The sequence below is a fragment of the Acidisoma sp. genome, from assembly GCF_965199065.1.
Lineage (GTDB): Bacteria > Pseudomonadota > Alphaproteobacteria > Acetobacterales > Acetobacteraceae > Acidisoma.
Window position 1 is genome coordinate 923,711 of sequence record NZ_CBDAQN010000003.1, and the last position, 20,830, is coordinate 944,540.

Here is a 20,830-nt window from a genome sequence, read left to right on the forward strand (position 1 = left end):
CCGTCAGGCCTTGGGTAGGGTAACGACGAAGCGCGCTCCACCAACCCGTCCGTCCGCGTCATGCCGGTTCTCTGCCCGGATGCGGCCGTTCAGCGCCTCCACGATCTGCTTGCTGATCGAAAGCCCGAGGCCGGAGTGCTTGCCGAAGCTCTCCCCCTGCGGCCGCTCGGAATAGAAGCGCTCGAACACATCCTGCAGCTTGGCTTCCGGTATTCCCGGCCCCTCGTCGGAGACGCTGATCTCGACCACCCCGTCCGTGGCCTCCTGCGCCGCGAGCACGATGCGCCCGCCGGGCGGGCTGAAGGAACGCGCGTTCCCGATCAGGTTCCCGAGCACCTGCACCAGCCGGCCCTCGACCGCCGCGACCCCGAGCCCTGGCGTGAGTTCCCCCAGCACCAGCATGGGCGCACCGGGCGCGCGCGTCGCATCGTCGATGTCGGCCAGCGCGCCCAGCATGGCGACGATATCGAGCCGCACCGGCGTCACGCGCGAAATCTCGGCATCCACCCGGGAGGCGTCGGAGATGTCGGTGATGAGCCGGTCCAGGCGCATCACATCCTCGGCCATGATAGCCAGCAGGTTGCGCCGCTTGCCGGCATCCTCCACCCGGCGCAGCGTCTCGATGGCGCTGCGGAGGGAGGTCAGCGGGTTCTTGATCTCGTGCGACACGTCGGCGGCGAACCGCTCGATGGCATCCATGCGGCCCCACAGCGCCGTCGCAGAATCGGAGAGCGCGCGGGCGAGCGTGCTGATCTCGTCGCCGCGATCCATGAGCGCGGCTGGCACCGCGCCGGTGCGGCCATGGCCTTCGCGCATGGCCTGGGCCGCGATGGCGAGACCAAGGATCGGGCGGGCGATGGTCTGCGCCAGATACCAGGAGAGCAGCACCGTGAGGATCAGAGCCACCAGAAACAGGCCGAGGATCGACAGCCGCACGGAGAACACGGCCTGATCGACCCGCCGCGCATCATGCGTGAGGAGCACCATGCCGACGGTCTGATTGTCCCGGGTCACGGGCTCGGCGACCGTCACCAGCAGCCGGCCATCCGGCGTCCGGCGGATGAAGGGCGGCACCTCCTGGCCCGTATCGTTCCCACGCAGGGCCAGCACCGCCTTGAGGTCCGGCTGCCAATCCGAGCCGTTCGCCTTGTCGAGCTGACGCACAGGGATGCCGCCGGCAGACGGCGCCCAGGCGAGCAGGTGGTCGTAGAACCACCCCACCACACTGCCGACGGTGCCCCCGTTGGCCGGTGGCGGCAGCGGCTCCGTCACGATCGCGCCACCCGGCCCCTCCCGGATCTGACTGTCAGCCACAAGGTTGCCGTCCGGGCCGAACAGCCGCGCCTGGGCAAAGGGGGTGGGGTCAGTCAGGCGATAGAGCAGCGGCCGCGCGAGATCGGCCACCAGAACCGCATGATCGCCCGAATTCTCCTGAACCGCGCTCTCGCCCAGTGCGCCGGCATAGATGCGCGCCTGCTCCCTCAAGGCGCCGACATCGGCGTCCATGAGCCCGTTCTGATACTGGTCGAGGTAGAGCAGCCCGATGACGAGCAGCACAAGCGGCAGGGCGTTGACGAGCAGGATGCGGCGCAGGAAGGGCGAAGCCAGCCGCCGCCGCGGAGCGAGCACTGGAGCCGTCACCGAGACAGCGCTCGCCGGCCTCGGCAGGGCGACGCCGTCCGGCATCAGCGTCCAACCCGCGGAAACACTTAGCTCTCCTTGTAGCGGTAGCCGATGCCGTAGAGCGTCTCGATCTGGTCGAACGTGTCGTCCTCGACCCGGAACTTCTTCCGCACGCGCTTGATGTGGCTGTCGATGGTGCGGTCATCGACATAGATGTTCTCGCCGTAGGCGGCGTCGATCAGCTGGTCGCGGGACTTCACCATGCCCGGCCGGGCGGCGAGCGCCTTGACCAGCAGGAACTCGGTGACCGTCAGCTGGATGTCGCGCCCCTTCCACAGGCACTGATGCTTGGTCTCGTCGAGCGTCAGGTTGCTGCGGACCATGACGCCCGTGGGCGCGGCGCCGGAACCCTCGGCCCGACTGACCTCGTTGCGACGAAGCAACGTGCGGATACGCTCCAGCAGCAGGCGCTGGCTGAATGGCTTGGTGATGTAGTCGTCCGCGCCGAGGCGCAGGCCCATCAGCTCGTCCACCTCCTCGTCCTTGCTCGTGAGGAAAATCACCGGCAAGGCGCTGCGCTGACGCAGGCGCTGCAGCAGCTCCATCCCGTCCATCCGCGGCATCTTGATGTCGAGCACTGCAAGATCAACCGGACGTGAGGTGATGCCCTGAAGCGCGCTCTCCCCGTCGGTATAGGTCCGCACCTGGAATCCTTCCTGCTCCAGGGTCATGGAGACGCTGGTCAGGATGTTGCGGTCGTCGTCCACGAGCGCGATGGTATGCTTCATCTGGATCAGCTTTCGCCTGTTCTTGCCCGATCGGCCGGGACCGCGGAATCGAGAACCCATAGCGGGTTGAGCGTGTGCGCGCCATTCCGCTCTCTGCGTAGTACGGGAGAAATTGGTGGCGGAACCATCTTTGTCGAGCACCAACACCCCGCGCAACGAGGCGGCGCTTCAGGCCCGGCTACTGCTGCGCGCGGCGCGGTCGGCAGCACTCGGGACTGTCGGGGCCGACGGCCTGCCCTCCGTCACCCTGGTCACGCCAGCAACAGCGCCGGACCTCTCGGTACTCATGCTGCTCTCGAGCCTTTCGGAGCATCGGCGCAATCTCGAACGCGACGGGCTCTGCGGGCTCATGGTGACGGGCGTGGCCACGGATGCCAACCCGCAGACAGCGCCGCGCCTCAGCCTGGGCGGCCGCGCATCACTTGTGCCCCTGGAGGAGGATGCCCGTCTCCGTCAGCGCTGGCTGGCGGCCCATCCCTACGCGGAGGGCTATGCCGGCTTCCTCGACTTCGCACTGTGGCGCTTCGTGCCGGAACGAGCTCATTTCGTCGGTGGCTTCGCGCAGGCCCACCGGTTGAGCCTCGACGCGCTACGACCGCCGCCCGATGCGGTAATGGCGGTGGCCGAGGCGGAGGCACAGTTGCTCACCGATTGCGACGCTGCTCAGGCGGAGGCGCTGGCACTCGCGGCAGGCGGCGTTGCAGGGGTTTGGCGTCTGCTGGCGGTCGATCCGGACGGGTGCGACTTGGCCTCTGATGCTGTGTCGATCCGGGTGGCCTTCGCCACGACGGTCATGACAGCCGAGCAGGCGCGGGCGGCACTTCACAAACCTTCCGTCAGACCAGCCCCTTGAGGCGAGCCATCGCAAACGCGCTGATTGTCACCACGTCGCGCACCACACCCTCTCGCATCATCCGCTCGAACTCCACGAGCGGGAACTGCCCCTGCACGAGATCCTGCTCCTCAACCTCCAGCGCACGCTCGCCCGCAGTGAGGTCGGTCGCGAAGAACACCCGGCCCGCCTGATTGGAATAGCCCGCGGCCTGAAACACACGCCCGATCTCAATAAGTTTGCCCGCGCGCAAGCCCGTCTCCTCCTGCAACTCTCCCGCGGCGAGGTCCCGCGGATCGACATCCGCGCGCCACTCCCACGTGCCCATCGGAAACTCCCAGCAGCGCTGACCCACTGGATAGCGAAACTGCTCGACCAGATGGACCAAGCCGTCCTGCACCGGACAGATCACGGCGAATTCGGCCCGCTCCAGCACGGAATAGATGCCCGTCGAGCCGTCCTGCCGCCTGACCTGATCCTCCCGCAGCCGCAGCCAGCGGTTTTCATAGACGAGACGGCCCGAGATCCGGGTAATGGCGTCGGCCACGGCTTACCTCGCACGACGGAATGTCAGGTTGTAACGGAACGGGCCGAACAGCGGGTCGAAGCCTGGCTTCACCGGCCGGACGCCATGGAACAGCAGTCGCGCCGGACCGCCGAAGACCATCACGTCGCCGCTCTGCAATGGCAAAGGGCCGGGACGATCCCGGCGCTCGGCGCCGCCGATCAGGAACGCAGTCGGCAGCCCCAGCGAGACCGAGACAATCGGCTGGCCGAAATCGCGCTCGTCGGCATCCTGATGCAGGCCCATGCCGGACCCGATCGCATAACGGTTGATGAGGCAGGTATCCGGCTCAAATCCCGGAAAGCCCGCCTCCGCGGACGCTTCTGCGGCAAGCCGCCGAAAGGCCGGCGGCAGCGTGGGCCACGGGCGCCCCGTGTCAGGGTCGATGCTCTCGTAGCGATAGCCGCGCCGGTCGCTGACCCAGCCGCAAACCCCGCAACTCGTCATGGCGGCCGAAAGCTGGCCGCCGCGCTTGGTTTTCATGAAGCGAAACGGCGCAGTCGCCGCCACCGTTTCGATCAGCGGTGCGAGCACAGCGGGATCGGCACGACCGCGCAGCAGAAACATGCCCTCAGGCAGGGCCGCGGGCGCCGGAGGCGGTTCCAGGCCGGTTAAGAGATCCGTCAGGCGGGCTGCGGGAGCGTGAAGAGGCGAGATACCTCGTGCAGGTTTCCTGCGACCGGATGCCGGGTGGAGGGCATGGTTCCGTCCTCCTCGCGCACCACCTGACAGGTGCGGAACCCGGCGGCCGCCGCGGCATCCAGCTCCGCCTCGATATCGGAGAGGAACAGGACCAGCCCGGTTGGGAGCCCGATCTCGCCCGCTATGGCCGTATAGCTCGCGGCGTCCCGCTTGGGCCCGATACGCGTGTCGAAGAAGCCGCCGAAGAGGCCGGTAAGATCGCCCTCCTGGGTATGGCCGAAGATGCCGCGCTGCGCTTCCTCCGAACCGGACGAATAGACGAACAGGGGCAGCCCCTCCCGCTTCCAGAAAGCCAGGCACTCCGGCGCATCCTGGTAGAACTCCGCCACCAGATCGCCCGCAGCGTAGCCCTCACGCCAGATGAGGCCCTGGATGGTCTTGAGCGGCGTCACCTTCTCGTCGAGGTCGCTCCACCGCTGCAGGCTCGCCACCGGATCGGCCTCGGGCTCCAGCGCGCGCGCCTGAGCGAGCGCCTCGGCCACCTCCGGCTCCGAGCGATGGGCCGCCACGTAATCCCGGAGCCGCGACCGTGCATAGGGAAACAGCACGTCCCTTACCGCGCTGATCGGCGTGACCGTGCCCTCGATATCGATGAGCACGGCCTCGACCTGCCGCGTGACGGTGAGGTCCGTTTCTTCGGGCTGCCGGTCGGTGAGGTCCACCATGGGTGCGGTCAGGCCGCCGGGAAGCGGGCGCTGATGGTATCGCCCGTGAAATGCGGCACCCAGCCGGAGGTGTCGGTGAATATCCGCAGCGCCGTGAAGAAGGGCTGCTCGCCGGCGTCGAACCAGTGCTTGATGTTGGCCGGCACGCTGATGAGGTCGCCGGCCGTGCAGTGCGCGTCGTAGATGCGCCCGTCGAGGTGCAGGATGAAGTTGCCCGACCCGTGAACGAAGAAGCGAACCTCGTCCTCCGTGTGGCTGTGCTCGTTGATGAACTTCGCACGCAGCGGGGCCGCCTGCGGATGGTTCGGGGTGAGCTTGATCACGTCAGCCGAACCGGCTCCGGATACGCCCATCAGCGTGTCGAGATAAGGCTTGTATGCGGCGAGGATCGTCTCCGCGTCGTCGTCCGGGGAGAGCGTCACCGGGCTCTCCCAGCGCTCGAACCGGACGCCGATGGCATTCAGTTGCTCGGCAATGGTCGCGGCATCCTCGGTCCGCAGGATGGCCGTGTCCGGCGAATCATCGTGGTAGATTGTCAGGCGGCTCATTGGAGCTTCCTCCGTTCAATTTCCGTCGCCAGCAGGAATTCCAGCGCTTCCATGCGATTGAGGGCGGTGGTCACATCCGCCCCCCACACATAGACGCCGTGGCCCCTGAGCACATAGCCGATCGGCGCCTCTCCCGCCTCCAGAGCCGGCGCAAGCCGGTCCGCCAGCCGCTGCATATCCTGGTCGTTATCGACGACGAGAAGAGAGGCTGTCGCGTCATGCGTGGAAAACGCGTTCCAGGCCTTGAGGATCTCGTAGCCTTCTAGGTGGATCGCATCAGCATCGGGAAGCGCCAGCGTCAGCGCCGTCGCAGGGATCGAATGGCCGTGCAGGACGGACCCCGCCGCCGGCCACAGGCGATAGATCTGGCAATGAAGCAAGGTCTCGGCGCTCGGCCGCATACCAGAGGTCAGGCTGCGGCCATCGAAATCGACGGCGATGATATCGCGCGGCTGCAGGAAGCCTTTATGGACACCACTGCGTGTGATCGCCATGCGGTTGCCATCCATGCGGGCGCTGAGGTTGCCGCTGGTCGCGGGCACCCAGCCGCGCTGGTCCATGCGGCGGCCAGCCGTCACCAACGCCTCCGCCAGCTCCGGCGGAACCGCAGCTGCATCCGAGCCATCGTCGACGGCGGAAGACATTCCGCCTGACGCCCGCGCATCCGCCGTCGTTGCCACGCGGCCGAACCCGCAGCGGCTCAGCTTTGGGTGTGAACGGTGGTCTTCGGACGGACGGTGGTCGAAGTCGGAACCTCCTGGCCCGGGGCGGACAACGTCGCAGCGGGCTTGTCCGATGCCATCGACGCATCGTCGTCTTCAGCCATGTTCTTCTTGAAGGATTTGATGCCCTTGGCGAAGTCTCCCATCAGATGACTGACCTTGCCGCTGCCGAACAGCAGGAGCAGGACCAGAATGACGATCAGCCAATGCCAGATGCTCAACGAGCCCATTTTGCCTCCCTCGGGGATAATCCCCCAAGCTTCGCCTCAGATGTCACGGGGGCGGTAGCACGGCAAGCCGCATCCCGAGCGTCACATCATAACCTTTGGTCATGGCTTCCACCAGCGCCGCTCGAAAGTTGATTACTCACCTACTTGTCCACAGCTTTCTGAGTGCTGCCCGTCATAATACCATTGGCGTATCTCCCCCAAGCCTCTACACTATCTAGTAGTTCACAGGCTAAGGGACCACGATATGGAGTGGAATGAGACGGTAATCGCGGAACTTAGGGGGCTTTGGGCGGCTGGGCTGTCGACCGCCGAGATCGGCCGCCGCCTCGGTATTTCAAAGAACGCGGTGGTCGGGAAGGCGCACCGTCTCGACCTCTCGCCGCGACCATCTCCGATCCGGCGGCAGGAGCGCGACCCCAACGCGCCGCCGCCCGCGCCACGCGCGGTGGGCCCGACGCTGGCGCCTCTGCCGTCCCGTCCGGCCCCTGCCCCGGCGCCTGTCGCTCATGTGGTCGCGCCTGCGCCAAAGCCTCCACTCCCGCGTCGCCTGACGGCGGTGGCTGCGCCCGTTGTCCGGGTGTCCGCCTGTTGCTGGCCGATTGGGGAGCCCGGCAAGCCCAGCTTTCACTTCTGCGATGCCGTCGCCCTTCAGGGGAAACCCTATTGCGCCGAGCATGCACAACTGGCCTACGTGAAAATCCGGGACCGGCGCGACGACGCGGCATAATCTGCCGGCGCCCCGGCTTCCCCGTCCCAGGCGCATCCTCCACCTGGGAACGGCAGGGCAAGGGCTAGGTTGACCGATGGGTGCTGCGCTGCCGCCTTTTCTCTGGGCCGAAGAAGCGCCTGACGCGGCGGGCGGGTGCCAAACCTGCCCGGCATGCGGCGACACCGCGTCAAAGTCGCCGATCTGCGTCTCGGCATCGCAAGCGGAGCCCGCTTGGCGTCTCCTGCGGTGCCCCGCCTGCGGCTGTGGCTTCTTCGAGCGACAGGCGATCGCCGACTATGCCGACGAAGGCATGACCGGCGTCTCGACGACCTACTTTCTGCAGCAGGGCGCAGCCGTCGACGTATTCGCAGACATCCTCGCCCATATCCGGAAACCGCCCGGTTCAGCCTACGTCGAAATCGGCTGCGGCTTCGGCTTCGGCCTCGACATCGGCAGCCACGCCATGGGGTGGACGTGCCGGGGCATGGATCCTGCCAAGCTCGCCGAAGTCGGGCGCGATCTGCTCGGGGTCGACATCACGCTCGCGTATTTCAGTCCCGAGACCGTTTCCGACGCCAGCGTCGACATCGTCATGGCAACGGAGGTGCTAGAGCACCTGCCCGATCCAACCACGTTTCTACGAGAGGTCCATCGCGGCCTGAAGCCCGACGGCGTCGTGGTTCTCACGACCCCCGATGTGGCCGCCGTGCAGCCGGCCATTGCCAAGAGCGCGTTGAACGCCACGCTGTCGATCGGCCTTCACCTCATCCTGCACAGCCGAACCAGCCTGGAGGGCGCTCTGCGGGCCGCCGGCTTCTCGCAAATCCGCATCGAGAGCGACGGCTGGAAGCTCACCGCCTTCGCCTCGGCCGTGCCGCTCGACCTTCGCGATGACCCGTCGGAGCGGCACGCCATCGTGACCCGCTACCTCTGGGACCGGGCGAACGCGCGAAACGAGCCCGACGATCTATTCATCGGCTTTGCCGGCAGGGCTTTCTTCGAGTCGGTCTGCGCCATGGACGAAGCCGCTTCGCGAAGGATCTGGGCGCGGCTCGCCCCTGCCCTGAAGCTGCGCTACCAGATCGATGCCGACACCTTGACGATGCCGCCGCCGGGGTTGGCGGACCTGCAGTTCGACGCGATCGGTTCCGTCATGCCCTTCAACCTCGCATCGATCATGTTGGGGCGCGCATACCAGCGGTTGAACAGCGGCGAACCGCGAGTGGGGCTGCTGCCGCGCTTCACCGCGATCCGCACGGTGTGCGAACCGCTTTGGGCAAGGTTGGAGAGCCTGAACCTCGGCGATATGCAGACGCGGCAGATCCTCTGGGTGGCCCGCGCTGAGGAGTTGCTGTGTCTTGCGGCCGCGGGCGATGCCACGACCGTCGCGATGATCGGCGATTTGCAGCAGTCACCGACGGGCGCCGGGCGGTCGAGCATCGTCAGCCGCGCCGTCGAGATACTTATCCACGGGGAACACCCATTCCTCGCCGCGCGACTGGCGCGGGCTGAGGGACTTGCATCCATGCGCGTGCCGGGCGATCTTTCCGCGATGGCCATGCTGAATGCCTTCCTTCGCGAACGGGCATACGGTGTCCGGCGGCGTCTTCGTGCGCGATAGACGCGACCGGACCCATGTGCTGGGAGAGGCGATCACCTGGCGCCTGCTCCTTCGGCGGTTCCGAACATCTCAGGACCGGTGGACAGCCGCCAAAAATCTCAGCCGCCACGCCGTGCGCGCCGTTGTTGTGCGGGCGCTGTCGTTCAATGTCCGCATTGGCGAAAGTATCGTTCCAGCCTACAGCCTCATCCGCGAAACATACGTCCAGACCAAGATCGCCTTCAGCATGCCGCTCGGATTATTCCGGTCGCCGCATCAGGTATTGGAACATTGGAGCGCGCCGGGTAAATCTCCGGAGCAGCTGTTCGGCGAGAAGGTGGCGCTGTTCGTTCATTTCGACGCGGGCGGACACGTGGCGCCGGCTGCCCGCGACTTCATCGCAAGCCTCGGCGAGGCCGGCCTCGACGTGGTCTTCGTCACCAACTCCGAGCACATCCTCGAAGAGGCCCGCGCCTTCCTGGAGCAGCACTGCGCGGCCATTCTGATCCGCCGGAACATAGGCTACGACTTCGGCGCCTGGCGCGACGCGCTCGACACGCTCGGCCTGCCCCGGCCGGAGACGCGCGCCATCTTTCTGGTCAATGACAGCCTCTATGGTCCCTTCTCCGACCTCAAGCCCATCCTCGGCGCAATCGACTTCGAGCGCGCCGATCTCTGGGGGGCGACGGAAAGCTGGCAGCATCGCTATCACCTGCAATCCTTCTTTCTCGGCTGCGGCGAGGCGGTCATCCGCAGCCAGGCCTGGCGCGAGTTCTGGCGTTCGGTCCGGCCGATCCCCTGCAAGGACTGGATCATCCGCCATTGCGAAATCGGCTTCACGAGAGCCATGGCGCGTGGGGGGGCGCGCTGTGCGGCCATCTTTCCCAGCGCGTCGCTGCTCGACGAGCGGGAGATCGAGCGGCTCGAACGCGTCATCGACGAAGATCACGAATGGGGTGGACAGAACGCCAAGGTGCACGCCGAGGCCATCCATGCGGACCACATCCTGCGCTGCACCCAGCGGCCGACCAACCTGCTTAATCCATCTGTCGATCTCTGGCGGCAGCTGATCCAGGCAGGATACCCGTTCCTGAAGCGCGAGCTGCTCCTACGCAATCCGACCCGGGTCGCCGATGTGTTCGAGTGGGAAGAGGTGGTCACCAAAGCCCTGAACGTCGATCCGCAGCCCCTGGCCGAGGAGATCCGACGATCGCTGGGGGAGCGGCTGCCGGCGGTCTGGAGCCCGCGTATGAAGGCGCAGATGGACCAGCTCGGCCAAGCGACGGATACGCCAACTCAGCCGAGCCGCCGATCAACGACGCACGTGGGATAACACGGCCGGCGCGCCCGGCAGCCGTTCCCGGACCTCGGGCAACACGATCATGGTCACGACCGCTCCGATCGAGGCGCCAAGCGAGAAGTGCAGAAACAGCATCGCCTGCCGGAACGCCGCCTCGCCCAGAGCGACATGCACCGCGTGCCGATCCGCGCCGGCAAGCTTCAGCCCAAGATCAAGAAGCAGGTTAAGGATGAACAGCGGCAGCATGGTGAGGACGAACGTCGCCACGTAGCGGGGCACGAGCCCGCGAGAGGCGCTGACGCTCTCTCGCCAGCCCGGATGCGGCGGGTCGAGGGTCAGCATCGTGAAGAACGGCACCTGCCGCACGACGCCGAACACCGCAAAGCAAAAAGCCGCGGCTATGAATACGACCGCGGCCGCAATCGGCCATAGTCGCGAGTGCGTGGCAGCCGCGAGCAGAACCGCTGGGAGGGAAGAAACGAGAACAAGGGGCACAATCCAGGCGTAGGTCAGCAGGAGAAAGCCAAGGTAACGCCAGAACGGTGCTTTGAAGAAGAACGGGTCGAACCGCTCCTCGAGAAGGAGATGGCGCCGCCATGAGATGCTGAACGAAAGCAGAAACTTCAGGCCGGCCAACCAAGCGAGGGCCGCGCCCACCGTCATGTACCATGGCGCCGCAACGATCGCGTGGATCCGGCCCATCAGCCCTTCGGCGTTGCCGACCACCCGGTGATAAAGGAATTCCGCGGTGACGAGGAACACGACCGGAGGCCAGATTGCCTTCGCGTGCAGGACGCGATGCCGCCACAGCAAGGCATATGCCTGTCGAACCGTGGCAAGCACCGGCAGCCTTGTTGTCAGACGCATCGCTGCTCGGTCATCCCCGTTCTGGCGCTTCAACCTTGCGACGAGGCCCAGCGGATCGCCGCCGCATCGTCGTCGGAACTTGCCTCGACCCACCGTTCCTTTCCGCTCGAAGGGTGCTCCTTCTTCCAGAACGGCGCACCGACCTTGAGCCAGTCGATGAGGAAGGCAGTCGCCTGCAGAGCCGCCTGCCGGTGACGGGATGCGGTCAGCACAAGCACGATGCGTCCGCCGACAGGGATGCGGCCGATCCTGTGAATGATGCGGCAGCCGCCTAACGCCCATCGGCCTTCTGCCTCTGCTGCGATACGGGCAATCTCCCGCTCGGTCATTCCGGGGTAATGTTCCAGCGTCATCGCCTCGATCGGATGCTCCTGTCCGCGGCGAACAATGCCGATGAAGGATGCGATCGCGCCCGCGTCTCCGGCGTCGTCCTGCAGCCGCTCCATTTCGGCGCTCGGGTCGAAATCCTCGGGCCCAACGTGGATGAAGGCCATCCTCAGCCCCCCGTGATCGGCGGAAAGAAGGCGATCTCGTCGCCGTCGGAGATATGCGCGTCAGGCGTCGCGAAGTCCTGGTTGACGGCACAGCGCACCCGCGCGGTCTCGGCCAGGGCTTCGGCATAGCCCGCGCCACGCGAGCGCAGCCAGCGCACGAGGTCGGCGACGCTGGCGGTCCCGGAGGGTGGATCGACCCGCTCCTCCGAGAGCCCGATCCGTTCGCGCAGCCAGGCGAAGTAGAGGATCTGCATCGCCATCATCGAAACTCCTGAACACGAGCGTCCGATGTGGCGTCGGCGGCGGCGATGCTCAACGTGGGCTGTTGACGGTGCTGATGCTGCCGTTCGGCATGACCAACGTACTGGTGCCGTTGCCGTTTGGAATAAGGATGCCGCCGCCCTGGCCGTTGATGGGCGCCAGCGTCTGGTAGTTGGCCGTGCCGCCGGTGATGGTGGCCGGTCCCTGCGGCGTCGTGACGCTCGTGCCGACCTTGGGCATGACCAGTTCGGGCGGCTCGGTGAAGGGCGCCTTGATCGGCGGGGTCATGCCGGTCAGCGGCGGCAAAGTCAGGGAAGCGCCGGGCGCGGTCACCTGACCGGGCACCTGCCCGATACCAGGCGTGTTCTGCAGGCCGGGCACGGGACCGAGGTTGGGGTTCGGGGTCGGTCCACCCGGCACCGGTCCCAGTTGCGGCTCGGCATTGCCGTTGAGGTTCATCTGTTTTTGGATGTCCGCCAGCGTCGGCATAGCCGGGATTGCGGTCGGCCACACCTGGCCTGTCTCCGGCAGCAGAGCCTCCTGAGCGCCGGCGTGGCCATAGGCCCGCTGCATGTTGGCGCTGTCGCCCGCCGGCGGGTTCGGGTTGTTGGTGAAGGTGTGCGTGTCGCCGATGAAGTGGTTGAACCCTGTGCATCCCGAAAGGAGCAGAAGCCCCGACAGCGCAATCCGCCGCATGAAGGTCAAATCCTTGATCTCGCCCGAAACCGAACCGCCTGCGGGCCGGAGTGTCCGGTCACGCCCTTTGCTCTGCATGCCATGCCAGCGGCCCCGTCATCAAGAAAGGCCGATCTTGCTCGCCGGGCCGCCCGTGTCCTGCCGCTTATGAACCCCGACCTCCGCGTGGCGCAAACCGGCGATCAGATAATCCCAACCCGTAACGATCGTCAAAATCGCGGAAAGCCAGAGGAGGATCGTGCCGATCAGCCAAGCGTGCAACCAGGGCAGATGCAGCAACCGGGCGGTCGGGTCGCCGGCGACGAGGAACCCCAACGCCCCCATCTGCGCCGTCGTCTTCCACTTGGCGAGGCGCGTTACCGGCAACCCCACTCGTATTTCAGCCAGGAACTCGCGCAGGCCGCTGACGAGGATCTCCCGCAGCATGATGATGATGGCCGGGTAAAGCCCCCATGGCCCGAGCCTGCCGTCGCCCGCCAGCATGATCAGAATCGCGCCGACCAGCAGCTTGTCCGCGATCGGGTCGAGCATGCGGCCAAGATCGGAGAACTGCTTGCGGCTGCGCGCCAGCCTGCCGTCCAGGTAATCAGTGACCCCGGCCGCCACGAAAACGATGCAGGCGGCGAGGTCTCCCGCAGGCAGGCGCAGGGATGCCAGCACGATGAGCACCGGGATCGCGGCGATCCGTGACAAGGTCAGGACGTTGGGCAGGTCGGTGATCATGCGGACCGAGAATAGGCGCGCCCGCGCTCTCAGGAAACGCTTTCCATGCGAACGCCCGGATGAAAATACGCATACACCCGCCGCGCGGTCTCCCGGTTGATCCCCGGCACTGCCGCGAGGTCGGCCAGGCCCGCCTGCTTCACACCGCGCGCCGAGCCGAAGTGATGCAACAGCGCCCGCTTCCGGGCGGCGCCAATGCCGTCGATCTCGTCCAGCTCGCTCTGCGAGATCGTCCGTGACCGGCCGGCGCGGTGGGTGGTGATGGCGAAGCGATGCGCCTCATCCCGCAGACGCTGGAGGAAATAGAGCACCGGGTCGCGCGGCGGCAGTTGGAAGGGCGCCGTGTTCGTCGAGTGGAACCACTCCCGCCCGGCGTTGCGGTCAGGCCCTTTGGCGATCGCCACCAGCGGGATGTCGCTGACGCCCAACTCCTCCATCACCGCGCGCGCCGCCGACAACTGCCCCGCGCCGCCGTCGATGACAACCAGATCGGGCCAGTGCGGGTCTTCGCGATCGGCGTGCTCCTTCAAGGCGCGGCCGAAGCGGCGCTGCAGCACCTCCCGCATCATGGCGAAGTCATCGCCCGGCGCGATCGGCCCCTTGATCGAAAACTTGCGGTAGGCTTGCTTCATGAGGCCCTCGGGCCCGGCCACGACCATCACCCCATAGGCGTTCGTGCCCATGATGTGACTGTTGTCGTAGACCTCGATGCGCTCGACGGAGGGCGCCAGGCCGAACAACTCGGCTGTCGCCTCCATCAGTTTGCCCTGGCCCGCCGTTTCCGCCAGCTTCCGCTCCAGCGTCTCTCGGGCATTAAGCTCGGCATGGGCGACGACGGCACGCTTCTCGCCCCGCTGAGGGACCGCCAGGGTCACGTGCCGCCCGGCCTTGATCGCCAGCGCCTCGGCGATCAGCAGACGCTCGGGCACCGGCTGGTTGAGCAGCAGCAGGGGCGGCGGCGGCTTGTCCTCGTAGAACTGGGTGATGAACGCGCCAAGCACATCACCGATCTCCTCGGCCTTCGTATGGCTTGGGAAGAAGGCGCGATTGCCGTTGTTGCGGCCGCCGCGCACGAAGAACACCTGCACGCAGGTCTGGCCGGCGATCTGCCAGGCGGCAACCACATCCGCATCGGTCAGGCTTGCCGGGTTGATGACGCCGGTGCCCTGGACATGGGTGAGCCCGCGGATCCGGTCGCGCAACGTGGCCGCCCGTTCGAACTCCATCGCGGCGGAGGCTTGTTCCATCTCGGCGGCAAGTTCCTGCTGGACGGTCGCTGCCTTGCCGGTGAGGAACGCCTTCGCCTGCCCGACCAGCTGCGCATAGTCCTCGCGGTTGATATGGCCGACGCAGGGCGCCGAACAGCGTTTGATCTGAAACAGCAGGCAGGGCCGCGTGCGGTTGGCGAAGACGCTGTCGGAGCATGAGCGCAGCAGGAACAGCCGCTCGATGGCCGTCAGGCTCTGGTTGACCGCCCAGGCGGACGCGAACGGCCCCCAGTAGCTCCCTTTCCGCGTCTGCGCGCCGCGATGTTTCACGACCTGCGGGAAATCGTTGTCCTCCGCCAGCATCAGCCAGGGGTAGCTCTTGTCGTCCCGCAGCACGATGTTGAACCGCGGCCGCAGCTTCTTGATGAGGTTCGCTTCCAGCAGCAGCGCCTCGGGCTCGGTATGGGTGGTGACGATCTCCATCGAGACGGTCTCCATCACCATGCGGCGGAGCCGCTCCGGCAGACGGCCGAGCTGAGTGTACGAGGCCACCCGCTTCTTGAGGCTCCGCGCCTTGCCGACGTAGAGCGCGTCGCCCTTCTCATCGAGCATGCGATACACGCCCGGGCTGAAGGGCATGGTCTCGAGCGCAGCCTCGATAACTATAACGCCTCTCGGAACGACGGAGACCGGCGCAACCAAGTCAAAAGACGTAGTAGAACCAATATCTTGCGTTTCAGTCATAATCCTAAAGTACTATCTTGCGCCTTACCCGGCGCGTCTGGGGCCTGTGGATATCTCTGTGGAAACAACTCTGTGGCCGGGGCGAACCCTAGGATGCGGTGCATGTTCCAGATGTGAATGATGCCGGACAGACAACGATTTAAGTGCCTGAATATGAAGCTTCTTTTTTTTCGCCTGCGGACCGGTGACAAGATCTTGCTGACATGCCGTTGTAATTATTGGGCCTCAGGAGCGCGGTGGAAAAACCCTGTCTCTTGAGCGTTCTACCTCTACCCCTGCGGATGCGGCATCATCGAACACGCTGAGCTTCTCGACCCGTACGCGGGCTGATAGCACCCTCGCATCGGATAGGCACAGACGGGCTATTTGTTCCGCCATTGTCTCAACCAGCTGGACGTGGGCTCGCCCGACGAGGGCGCGCACCCGCTTGGCAAGCCCATCATAATCAACCACGCGCGCTACGTCGTCCGGTCCCACCCCATCGGGGTGGTCTAGCCCGTCATCTCGCATCTCGAAGGAGAGGTTAATGCGGATCGGCTGGCGGCCACCCTTTTCCTCGGGATACACGCCGATCCTGGCATCGAGCACCAGATCCCGGATGAACACGCGACGGAGCGGCGGCTCTGAACCTGCTCCCGTCACTCGTCAATCTCCGTGTTGAAGGCGCCCCATTGCAGATGCTGACCGCCATCCAGCGCCAGCATCTGCCCGGTGAACGAGGGCAGCGACAGGATCGCGACCACAGCCTGCGCGACTTCCGCAGGCGAGGTGCCATGTTGGAGAGGTACGGAGGCGCACTGGCGCTCGAAATCCTCCTGGGTCTGGCGTGGGCTGGGCACCGCTGGGCCGGGGCCGACACCCACCACCCGGATGCGCGGCGCCAGCGCGAGCGCCAGCGTCCGGGTGAGCGTCCAGAGCGCCGACTTGGTGACGGTGTAGGAGACGAAATGGGGTGTGAGCGACCACACCCTCTGGTCGATCATGTTCACCACGACGCCATGCGCCTCGCGCGGGAGAGCAGCCGCCATCGTCTGCGTGAGCAAAAATGGCGCGCGCAGGTTGGGCTCCATATGCCGGTCCCAGCTTTCGCGCGTCACATCCTGCCACTCGTCCCGGTCGAAGACGCTGGCATTGTTGACGAGGACGCCGATTGGGCCGAGCGCCGCCTCGGCGCGATGGATCAAGGTCTCGACCGCCGCCTCCTCGGCGAGGTCTGCGGGCAGGGCCACGGCACGGCCGCCGCCGGCGCGGATCGTCGCCGCCAGTTCCTCGGCCTCCAGGGCGCTCCGGTTGTAGTGGATGGCGACCGCGAAGCCGGCTTCCGCGAGCGTCTCCACGATGGCGCGGCCGAGCCGCTTGGCGCCGCCGGTGACGAGAGCCGTGCGCGGGATGCGCGTGTCGATCGTCATCTCGCGCTGCTCAGCGCTTGCCACGATTTGGACCGCCGGCTCCCGGCTTGCCGCGTCCATTGCCACGCCCTCCGGCCCGCCCGCGGCGCTTCTCGGGGTCGTAGCCGCCGCCGCCCGGCCCGAGGGGCTCAGGCATATAATCGCGCTTGGTCCGGACGCCCGATGACGGCGGCGGCTCTATCCCGAGTTCCAGCGCCTCCAGCCGCTTGAGTTCGTCGCGCAGCCGCGCAGCCTCCTCGAACTCCAGATCCGCCGCAGCGGCCCGCATGCGGCGCTCGATCTCGGCAATCGAGGACCGCAGATCCTTGCCGACGAGTTCGGTCATGCCGCCACCCTTGACCGGCGCGACCGTCACGTAGTCCTGTTCGAAGACAGATTCGAGCACCTCGCCGATGTGCTTGCGGACCGACATCGGCGTGATGCCGTGGGCCGTGTTCCAGGCCTCCTGTTTCAGGCGGCGACGATCGGTCTCCTCCAGCGCTGCCCGCAGACTGCGCGTCATGACATCGGCGTAGCAGATCACCCGCCCGTCGACATTGCGCGCGGCCCGGCCAATGGTCTGGATGAGGCTGGTCTGGGACCGCAGGAAGCCTTCCTTGTCGGCGTCCAGGATCGCCACGAGCATGCATTCGGGAATATCGAGCCCCTCGCGCAGCAGGTTGATGCCGACCAGCACGTCGAACACACCGAGGCGTAGATTGCGGATGATCTCGATGCGCTCGAGCGTGTCCACGTCGGAGTGGAGGTAGCGGACCTTCACCCCCTGTTCGGTAAGATATTCGGTGAGATCCTCGGCCATGCGCTTGGTCAGCGTCGTCACCAGCACGCGGCCGCCGAGGTCCCGCACCCGGCGCACCTCGGCGAGCAGGTCGTCGACCTGCTTCCCCACCGGCCGGATTTCGACGATCGGGTCGATGAGCCCCGTCGGGCGGATGACCTGCTCGGCGAAGGTACCGCCCGTGCGCTCCATCTCCCACGGGCCGGGCGTCGCCGAGACGAAGACCGTCTGCGGGCGGAACCGCTCCCACTCCTCGAACGTCAGCGGCCGGTTGTCGGCGCAGCTCGGCAGACGGAAGCCGAACTCGGACAGAACCGTCTTGCGTGCCGCGTCTCCGCGCGACATGCCGCCGATCTGCGGCACAGTCACGTGGCTCTCGTCGACGATGAGCAACGCGTTCTCGGGCAGATATTCGAAGAAGGTCGGCGGCGGCTCGCCCGGCGCGCGGCCGGTCAGATAGCGGGAATAGTTCTCGATCCCCTTACAGGACCCGGTGGTTTCCATCATCTCGATGTCGAAGGTGGTGCGCTGGTTCAGCCGCTCCACCTCGAGCAGCCTGCCTTGCGCCTGCAGTTCGTCGAGTCGCTGCTTGAGTTCCTGCTTGATGCGAATGATCGCCTGCGTCAGCGTCGGGCGCGGCGTCACGTAATGGCTGTTGGCGTAGACGGTGATGTGCTCCAGCGCGCCGGCCACGTTCCCCGTCAGTGGGTCGAACTCCGTGATGCTCTCGATCTCGTCGCCGAATAGAGAAACACGCCACGCGCGGTCCTCGTAGTGGCTCGGGTAGATGTCGACCGTCTCGCCGCGCAGGCGGAAGGTGCCGCGCGCGAAGGCCGAGTCGTTCCGCCGGTACTGCAACTCCACCAGCGCCTTGGCGAGACGGTCGCGGTCGATGGTGCCGCCAACTTCCAGCTTCACGACCATCTTGGAGTAGGTCTCGACCGAGCCGATACCGTAGATGCAGGACACCGAAGCGACGATGATGACGTCGTTCCGCTCCAGGATCGCCTGCGTCGCGGAGTGTCGCATGCGGTCGATCTGCTCGTTGATCTGCGCGTCCTTCTCGACATAGGTGTCGGTGCGCGGCACGTAGGCCTCGGGCTGATAGTAGTCGTAGTAGCTGACGAAATATTCCACCGCGTTGTCGGGGAAGAAGCTCTTCATCTCGGCATAGAGCTGCGCCGCTAGCGTCTTGTTCGGCGCCAGGATCAGCGTCGGGCGCTGTACCGCCTCGATGACCTTCGCCATGGTGAAGGTCTTGCCCGAGCCGGTGACGCCGAGCAGCACCTGGTCGCGCTCATGGGCGTCCGTGCCGGCCACCAGATGCCGGATTGCGGTTGGCTGGTCGCCATTGGGCTCGAACTCCGAGACGACCCGGAACGGCTTGAGCGTCGGCCGGGCGGGCTGCTTCTCGGGCATGAAGGCCAGCGCCGAAGCGGCGGCGGCTTGAGGGGGAGCGCCAGCGGGAGATGAACCGGGGGGACGGGCGAGGACCTGGGACATATCCAGAACATAGTCCCGATCTTCGCCTTTATCGAGTGCCTGTCGAGCAGCTCAGCGGTGGCGGTCGATCTCGAAGTGAAGCTGTGCGCGCGATACGCCGATATCGGACAGCATGCGGGCATCCATGCAGTCCAACTCGCGCCGCGGGGCCGCCGCCCGCTTCATCCGCTTCTGCGCGTCGCGCGCCGCCTGCCAGAGCCGCGACAGCGCCGCAGACAGAGGCCAGTGCATGGTAGTGGTTCCAAGGGAGAGCGACATGGCGAACTCCTTTTGTGCAATGTCCGCACCCACAACCTGATCCTGCGCCTGCCATCAGAAAAACGAATTGTTTTGATCACTGGTATCAGGCATGCTGATGAGTATGACCCGTCCAGCGACGCTCGATCCTGACTTGCTGCGCGCCTTCGTCTTCATTGCCGAGGAGCGAAGCTTCACTCGTGCCGCCCAACTCACCGGGCGTACGCAGTCGGCCGTCTCCATGCAGGTGCAACGGCTGGAAGCCGTGCTCGGCGAGCAGCTTCTGCACCGCGGCCGCGGCGGCAGCGTGGAGCTGACCCGGCACGGCCAGTTCCTCCTCCAGCATGCCCGCGACATGCTGGCGCTGAACGACGAAATCTGGCGCACCTTCCACACGCCGGCCGTCACCGGAAGCGTGTGCCTCGGCACGCCGGACGACTACGCGCTGCGTTTCCTGCCGAACGTCCTCAAGCGATTCGCGGAGGTCTATCCCAACGTCGAGGTCGAGGTCGTCTGCGCGCCATCCGACGAACTCGTGCCCAAGCTCCGCGCGGGCACGCTCGACCTCGCCCTGATCTCGGACGGGCACCAGCCGGAGGGCCTGAAGGCGCAGGAGCTATGGAACGGCCCGCTGGTCTGGATCGGCTCAGAGCGGCACGGCACGCATCGGCTCGACCCGCTGCCGCTGGCGCTTGCGAGCCCGACCTGCTGCTGGCGGGTGGCAGCGCTCGCCCGGCTCGATGCCACTGGGCGTCGCTACCGGCTCGCTTATACCGCCGCCACCCAGATCGGCACGCTCGCGCCGGTCATGGCTGGCCTTGCCGTCACGGTCTCGCCCGCAACTCTGCTGCCCGTGGGCCTGCGCGCTTTGGGTGCCGAGGATGGCATGCCGTCCCTGCCCGACTTCCAGGTGGTCATGGTGAAGGCGCGGGAGGCCCGGCAGCCCGTCACGGATGCTCTGGCGGACTATATCGGCGAAACCTTCGCGCGCGAGGCTGAGAAAGCAACACGGCCGCGGGAGTCTCTTGTCGCCTGATCCGCGGCCTGCTTCAGCCGCAGATGTTCAACCTGCCGGCGAAGACGGCGCCGTCGCCAGCGACTTCACCAAGTCCAGAATGCGCTCCCGGACTTTCGGGTCGGTTATCTTGCCATACGCCCGCACAAGCTCGGCTGTCTCGCGACTGGCCGTAGAGGGCTCATCCTGGCCGAACGAGGCTTGCTTCTCGGCAAATGACGACTGATCGTACCAAGGCGGCGCCCCGGAGTTGAGCCCCTGCGCCGGCTCGAAGTTCGGCAGGCCCTCGAAGAAGAAGTCGGCCGTCACATCGAACACGCGGCATAGATCATAGAGGCGCGACGCACCGACGCGGTTAGTCCCGCGCTCGTATTTCTGTATTTGCTGGAACGTCAGGTTTAGCGCGTCACCAAGCTTCTCCTGCGACATGCCAAGTGACGTGCGGCGCTGGCGGATGCGCGCGCCGACATGAACGTCGATTGGGCTCGGGCTGCTTTCCGTAACTCCCACGCTGCCTGTGCCACCCATCAGATGAAGTATGTTGATTCCACAAACCGATGACCGAATGCTTCGAGTTGAGCTTAATATCAAGCCCACACGCGCTAACGTTT

Annotated in this window: 24 protein-coding genes; 5 read left to right on the forward strand and 19 right to left on the reverse strand. The window is 66.1% G+C overall.

The features are described from left to right. Nucleotides 1-3 precede the first annotated feature (3 nt). The gene (locus ACOEQ1_RS12440) at nt 4-1,686 is read right to left on the reverse strand and encodes a stimulus-sensing domain-containing protein (protein WP_419759571.1); all 1,683 of its coding nucleotides are present in this window, start codon (nt 1,684-1,686) and stop codon (nt 4-6) included. Between the two features lie 23 nt (nt 1,687-1,709). Then, the gene (locus ACOEQ1_RS12445; RefSeq protein WP_419759572.1) at nt 1,710-2,411 is read right to left on the reverse strand and encodes a response regulator transcription factor; all 702 of its coding nucleotides are present in this window, start codon (nt 2,409-2,411) and stop codon (nt 1,710-1,712) included. 115 nt (nt 2,412-2,526) lie between these two features. Here ACOEQ1_RS12445 and ACOEQ1_RS12450 point away from each other — a divergent pair, with 115 nt between their 5' ends. Then, complete coding sequence (locus tag ACOEQ1_RS12450; protein WP_419759573.1) at nt 2,527-3,264, forward strand: HugZ family protein; 738 nt, start codon at nt 2,527-2,529, stop codon at nt 3,262-3,264. On the opposite strand, the gene ACOEQ1_RS12455 is transcribed toward ACOEQ1_RS12450, so the two are convergent. From ACOEQ1_RS12455 to ACOEQ1_RS12480, 6 genes are read right to left on the reverse strand one after another with little or no spacing between them, the layout of a single operon-like run. Continuing rightward, nucleotides 3,248-3,790, reverse strand: a complete 543-nt coding sequence (locus ACOEQ1_RS12455; RefSeq protein WP_419759574.1) for an NUDIX domain-containing protein — start codon at nt 3,788-3,790, stop codon at nt 3,248-3,250. The genes ACOEQ1_RS12450 and ACOEQ1_RS12455 overlap by 17 nt on opposite strands. A gap of 3 nt (nt 3,791-3,793) precedes the next feature. After that, nucleotides 3,794-4,465, reverse strand: coding sequence for a DNA oxidative demethylase AlkB (alkB, locus tag ACOEQ1_RS12460; protein WP_419760687.1), 672 nt, complete (start codon nt 4,463-4,465; stop codon nt 3,794-3,796). After that, entirely contained in the window at nt 4,432-5,175 is a 744-nt protein-coding gene (gene mtnC, locus ACOEQ1_RS12465; RefSeq protein WP_419759575.1) for an acireductone synthase, read from the reverse strand. Before mtnC ends, alkB begins: the two co-directional genes overlap by 34 nt. An 8-nt stretch (nt 5,176-5,183) precedes the next feature. Then, nucleotides 5,184-5,723 carry a 1,2-dihydroxy-3-keto-5-methylthiopentene dioxygenase gene (locus ACOEQ1_RS12470; protein WP_419759576.1) on the reverse strand — a complete coding sequence of 180 codons (540 nt, stop codon included), beginning with the start codon at nt 5,721-5,723 and terminating at the stop codon, nt 5,184-5,186. Continuing rightward, complete coding sequence (locus tag ACOEQ1_RS12475) at nt 5,720-6,367, reverse strand: methylthioribulose 1-phosphate dehydratase (protein WP_419760688.1); 648 nt, start codon at nt 6,365-6,367, stop codon at nt 5,720-5,722. Before ACOEQ1_RS12475 ends, ACOEQ1_RS12470 begins: the two co-directional genes overlap by 4 nt. Before the next feature lie 56 nt (nt 6,368-6,423). Beyond that, nucleotides 6,424-6,675, reverse strand: coding sequence for a twin-arginine translocase TatA/TatE family subunit (locus ACOEQ1_RS12480; protein ID WP_419759577.1), 252 nt, complete (start codon nt 6,673-6,675; stop codon nt 6,424-6,426). A 244-nt stretch (nt 6,676-6,919) separates the two neighbouring features. Here ACOEQ1_RS12480 and ACOEQ1_RS12485 point away from each other — a divergent pair, with 244 nt between their 5' ends. The 3 genes from ACOEQ1_RS12485 (at nt 6,920) to ACOEQ1_RS12495 (ending at nt 10,317) form a co-directional block, all read left to right on the forward strand. Beyond that, a complete protein-coding gene (locus ACOEQ1_RS12485; RefSeq protein WP_419759578.1) occupies nt 6,920-7,402 on the forward strand; it encodes a GcrA family cell cycle regulator in 483 nt (160 codons plus the stop codon). A 76-nt stretch (nt 7,403-7,478) separates the two neighbouring features. Continuing rightward, complete coding sequence (locus ACOEQ1_RS12490; RefSeq protein ID WP_419759579.1) at nt 7,479-9,005, forward strand: class I SAM-dependent methyltransferase; 1,527 nt, start codon at nt 7,479-7,481, stop codon at nt 9,003-9,005. Further along, entirely contained in the window at nt 8,950-10,317 is a 1,368-nt protein-coding gene (locus ACOEQ1_RS12495) for a rhamnan synthesis F family protein (RefSeq protein WP_419759580.1), read from the forward strand. Before ACOEQ1_RS12490 ends, ACOEQ1_RS12495 begins: the two co-directional genes overlap by 56 nt. On the opposite strand, the gene ACOEQ1_RS12500 is transcribed toward ACOEQ1_RS12495, so the two are convergent. The 10 genes from ACOEQ1_RS12500 to ACOEQ1_RS12545 all read right to left on the reverse strand — a co-directional run bounded on the left by ACOEQ1_RS12500 (nt 10,297) and on the right by ACOEQ1_RS12545 (nt 19,225). Then, entirely contained in the window at nt 10,297-11,151 is an 855-nt protein-coding gene (locus ACOEQ1_RS12500) for a hypothetical protein (protein ID WP_419759581.1), read from the reverse strand. The two genes, ACOEQ1_RS12495 and ACOEQ1_RS12500, sit on opposite strands and share 21 nt — an antisense overlap. A 29-nt stretch (nt 11,152-11,180) precedes the next feature. Then, nucleotides 11,181-11,645, reverse strand: a complete 465-nt coding sequence (locus tag ACOEQ1_RS12505; protein ID WP_419759582.1) for a molybdenum cofactor biosynthesis protein MoaE — start codon at nt 11,643-11,645, stop codon at nt 11,181-11,183. Nucleotides 11,646-11,647: 2 nt separating this feature from the next. Further along, nucleotides 11,648-11,908, reverse strand: a complete 261-nt coding sequence (gene moaD, locus ACOEQ1_RS12510) for a molybdopterin converting factor subunit 1 (protein ID WP_419759583.1) — start codon at nt 11,906-11,908, stop codon at nt 11,648-11,650. A 49-nt stretch (nt 11,909-11,957) separates the two neighbouring features. Continuing rightward, nucleotides 11,958-12,602, reverse strand: a complete 645-nt coding sequence (locus ACOEQ1_RS12515) for a hypothetical protein (RefSeq protein ID WP_419759584.1) — start codon at nt 12,600-12,602, stop codon at nt 11,958-11,960. A 99-nt stretch (nt 12,603-12,701) separates the two neighbouring features. Next, complete coding sequence (pgsA, locus tag ACOEQ1_RS12520; protein WP_419759585.1) at nt 12,702-13,325, reverse strand: CDP-diacylglycerol--glycerol-3-phosphate 3-phosphatidyltransferase; 624 nt, start codon at nt 13,323-13,325, stop codon at nt 12,702-12,704. Nucleotides 13,326-13,354: 29 nt separating this feature from the next. After that, nucleotides 13,355-15,277 carry an excinuclease ABC subunit UvrC gene (gene uvrC / locus ACOEQ1_RS12525; protein ID WP_419759586.1) on the reverse strand — a complete coding sequence of 641 codons (1,923 nt, stop codon included), beginning with the start codon at nt 15,275-15,277 and terminating at the stop codon, nt 13,355-13,357. Nucleotides 15,278-15,502: 225 nt separating this feature from the next. Beyond that, nucleotides 15,503-15,919, reverse strand: coding sequence for a dihydroneopterin aldolase (locus ACOEQ1_RS12530; protein ID WP_419759587.1), 417 nt, complete (start codon nt 15,917-15,919; stop codon nt 15,503-15,505). Further along, nucleotides 15,916-16,686, reverse strand: coding sequence for an SDR family oxidoreductase (locus ACOEQ1_RS12535; RefSeq protein ID WP_419760689.1), 771 nt, complete (start codon nt 16,684-16,686; stop codon nt 15,916-15,918). The genes ACOEQ1_RS12530 and ACOEQ1_RS12535 overlap by 4 nt, the downstream gene beginning before the upstream one ends. 10 nt (nt 16,687-16,696) lie before the next feature. After that, a complete protein-coding gene (gene uvrB / locus ACOEQ1_RS12540; RefSeq protein WP_419760690.1) occupies nt 16,697-18,883 on the reverse strand; it encodes an excinuclease ABC subunit UvrB in 2,187 nt (728 codons plus the stop codon). Between the two features lie 135 nt (nt 18,884-19,018). Further along, nucleotides 19,019-19,225 carry a DUF1127 domain-containing protein gene (locus ACOEQ1_RS12545; protein WP_419759588.1) on the reverse strand — a complete coding sequence of 69 codons (207 nt, stop codon included), beginning with the start codon at nt 19,223-19,225 and terminating at the stop codon, nt 19,019-19,021. A gap of 97 nt (nt 19,226-19,322) precedes the next feature. On the opposite strand from ACOEQ1_RS12545, the gene ACOEQ1_RS12550 reads away from it, so the two are divergent. Then, entirely contained in the window at nt 19,323-20,240 is a 918-nt protein-coding gene (locus tag ACOEQ1_RS12550) for a LysR substrate-binding domain-containing protein (RefSeq protein WP_419759589.1), read from the forward strand. Between the two features lie 27 nt (nt 20,241-20,267). Here the strand turns inward: ACOEQ1_RS12550 and ACOEQ1_RS12555 are convergent, their stop codons facing one another. Further along, complete coding sequence (locus ACOEQ1_RS12555; protein WP_419759590.1) at nt 20,268-20,747, reverse strand: helix-turn-helix domain-containing protein; 480 nt, start codon at nt 20,745-20,747, stop codon at nt 20,268-20,270. Nucleotides 20,748-20,830 lie beyond the last annotated feature (83 nt).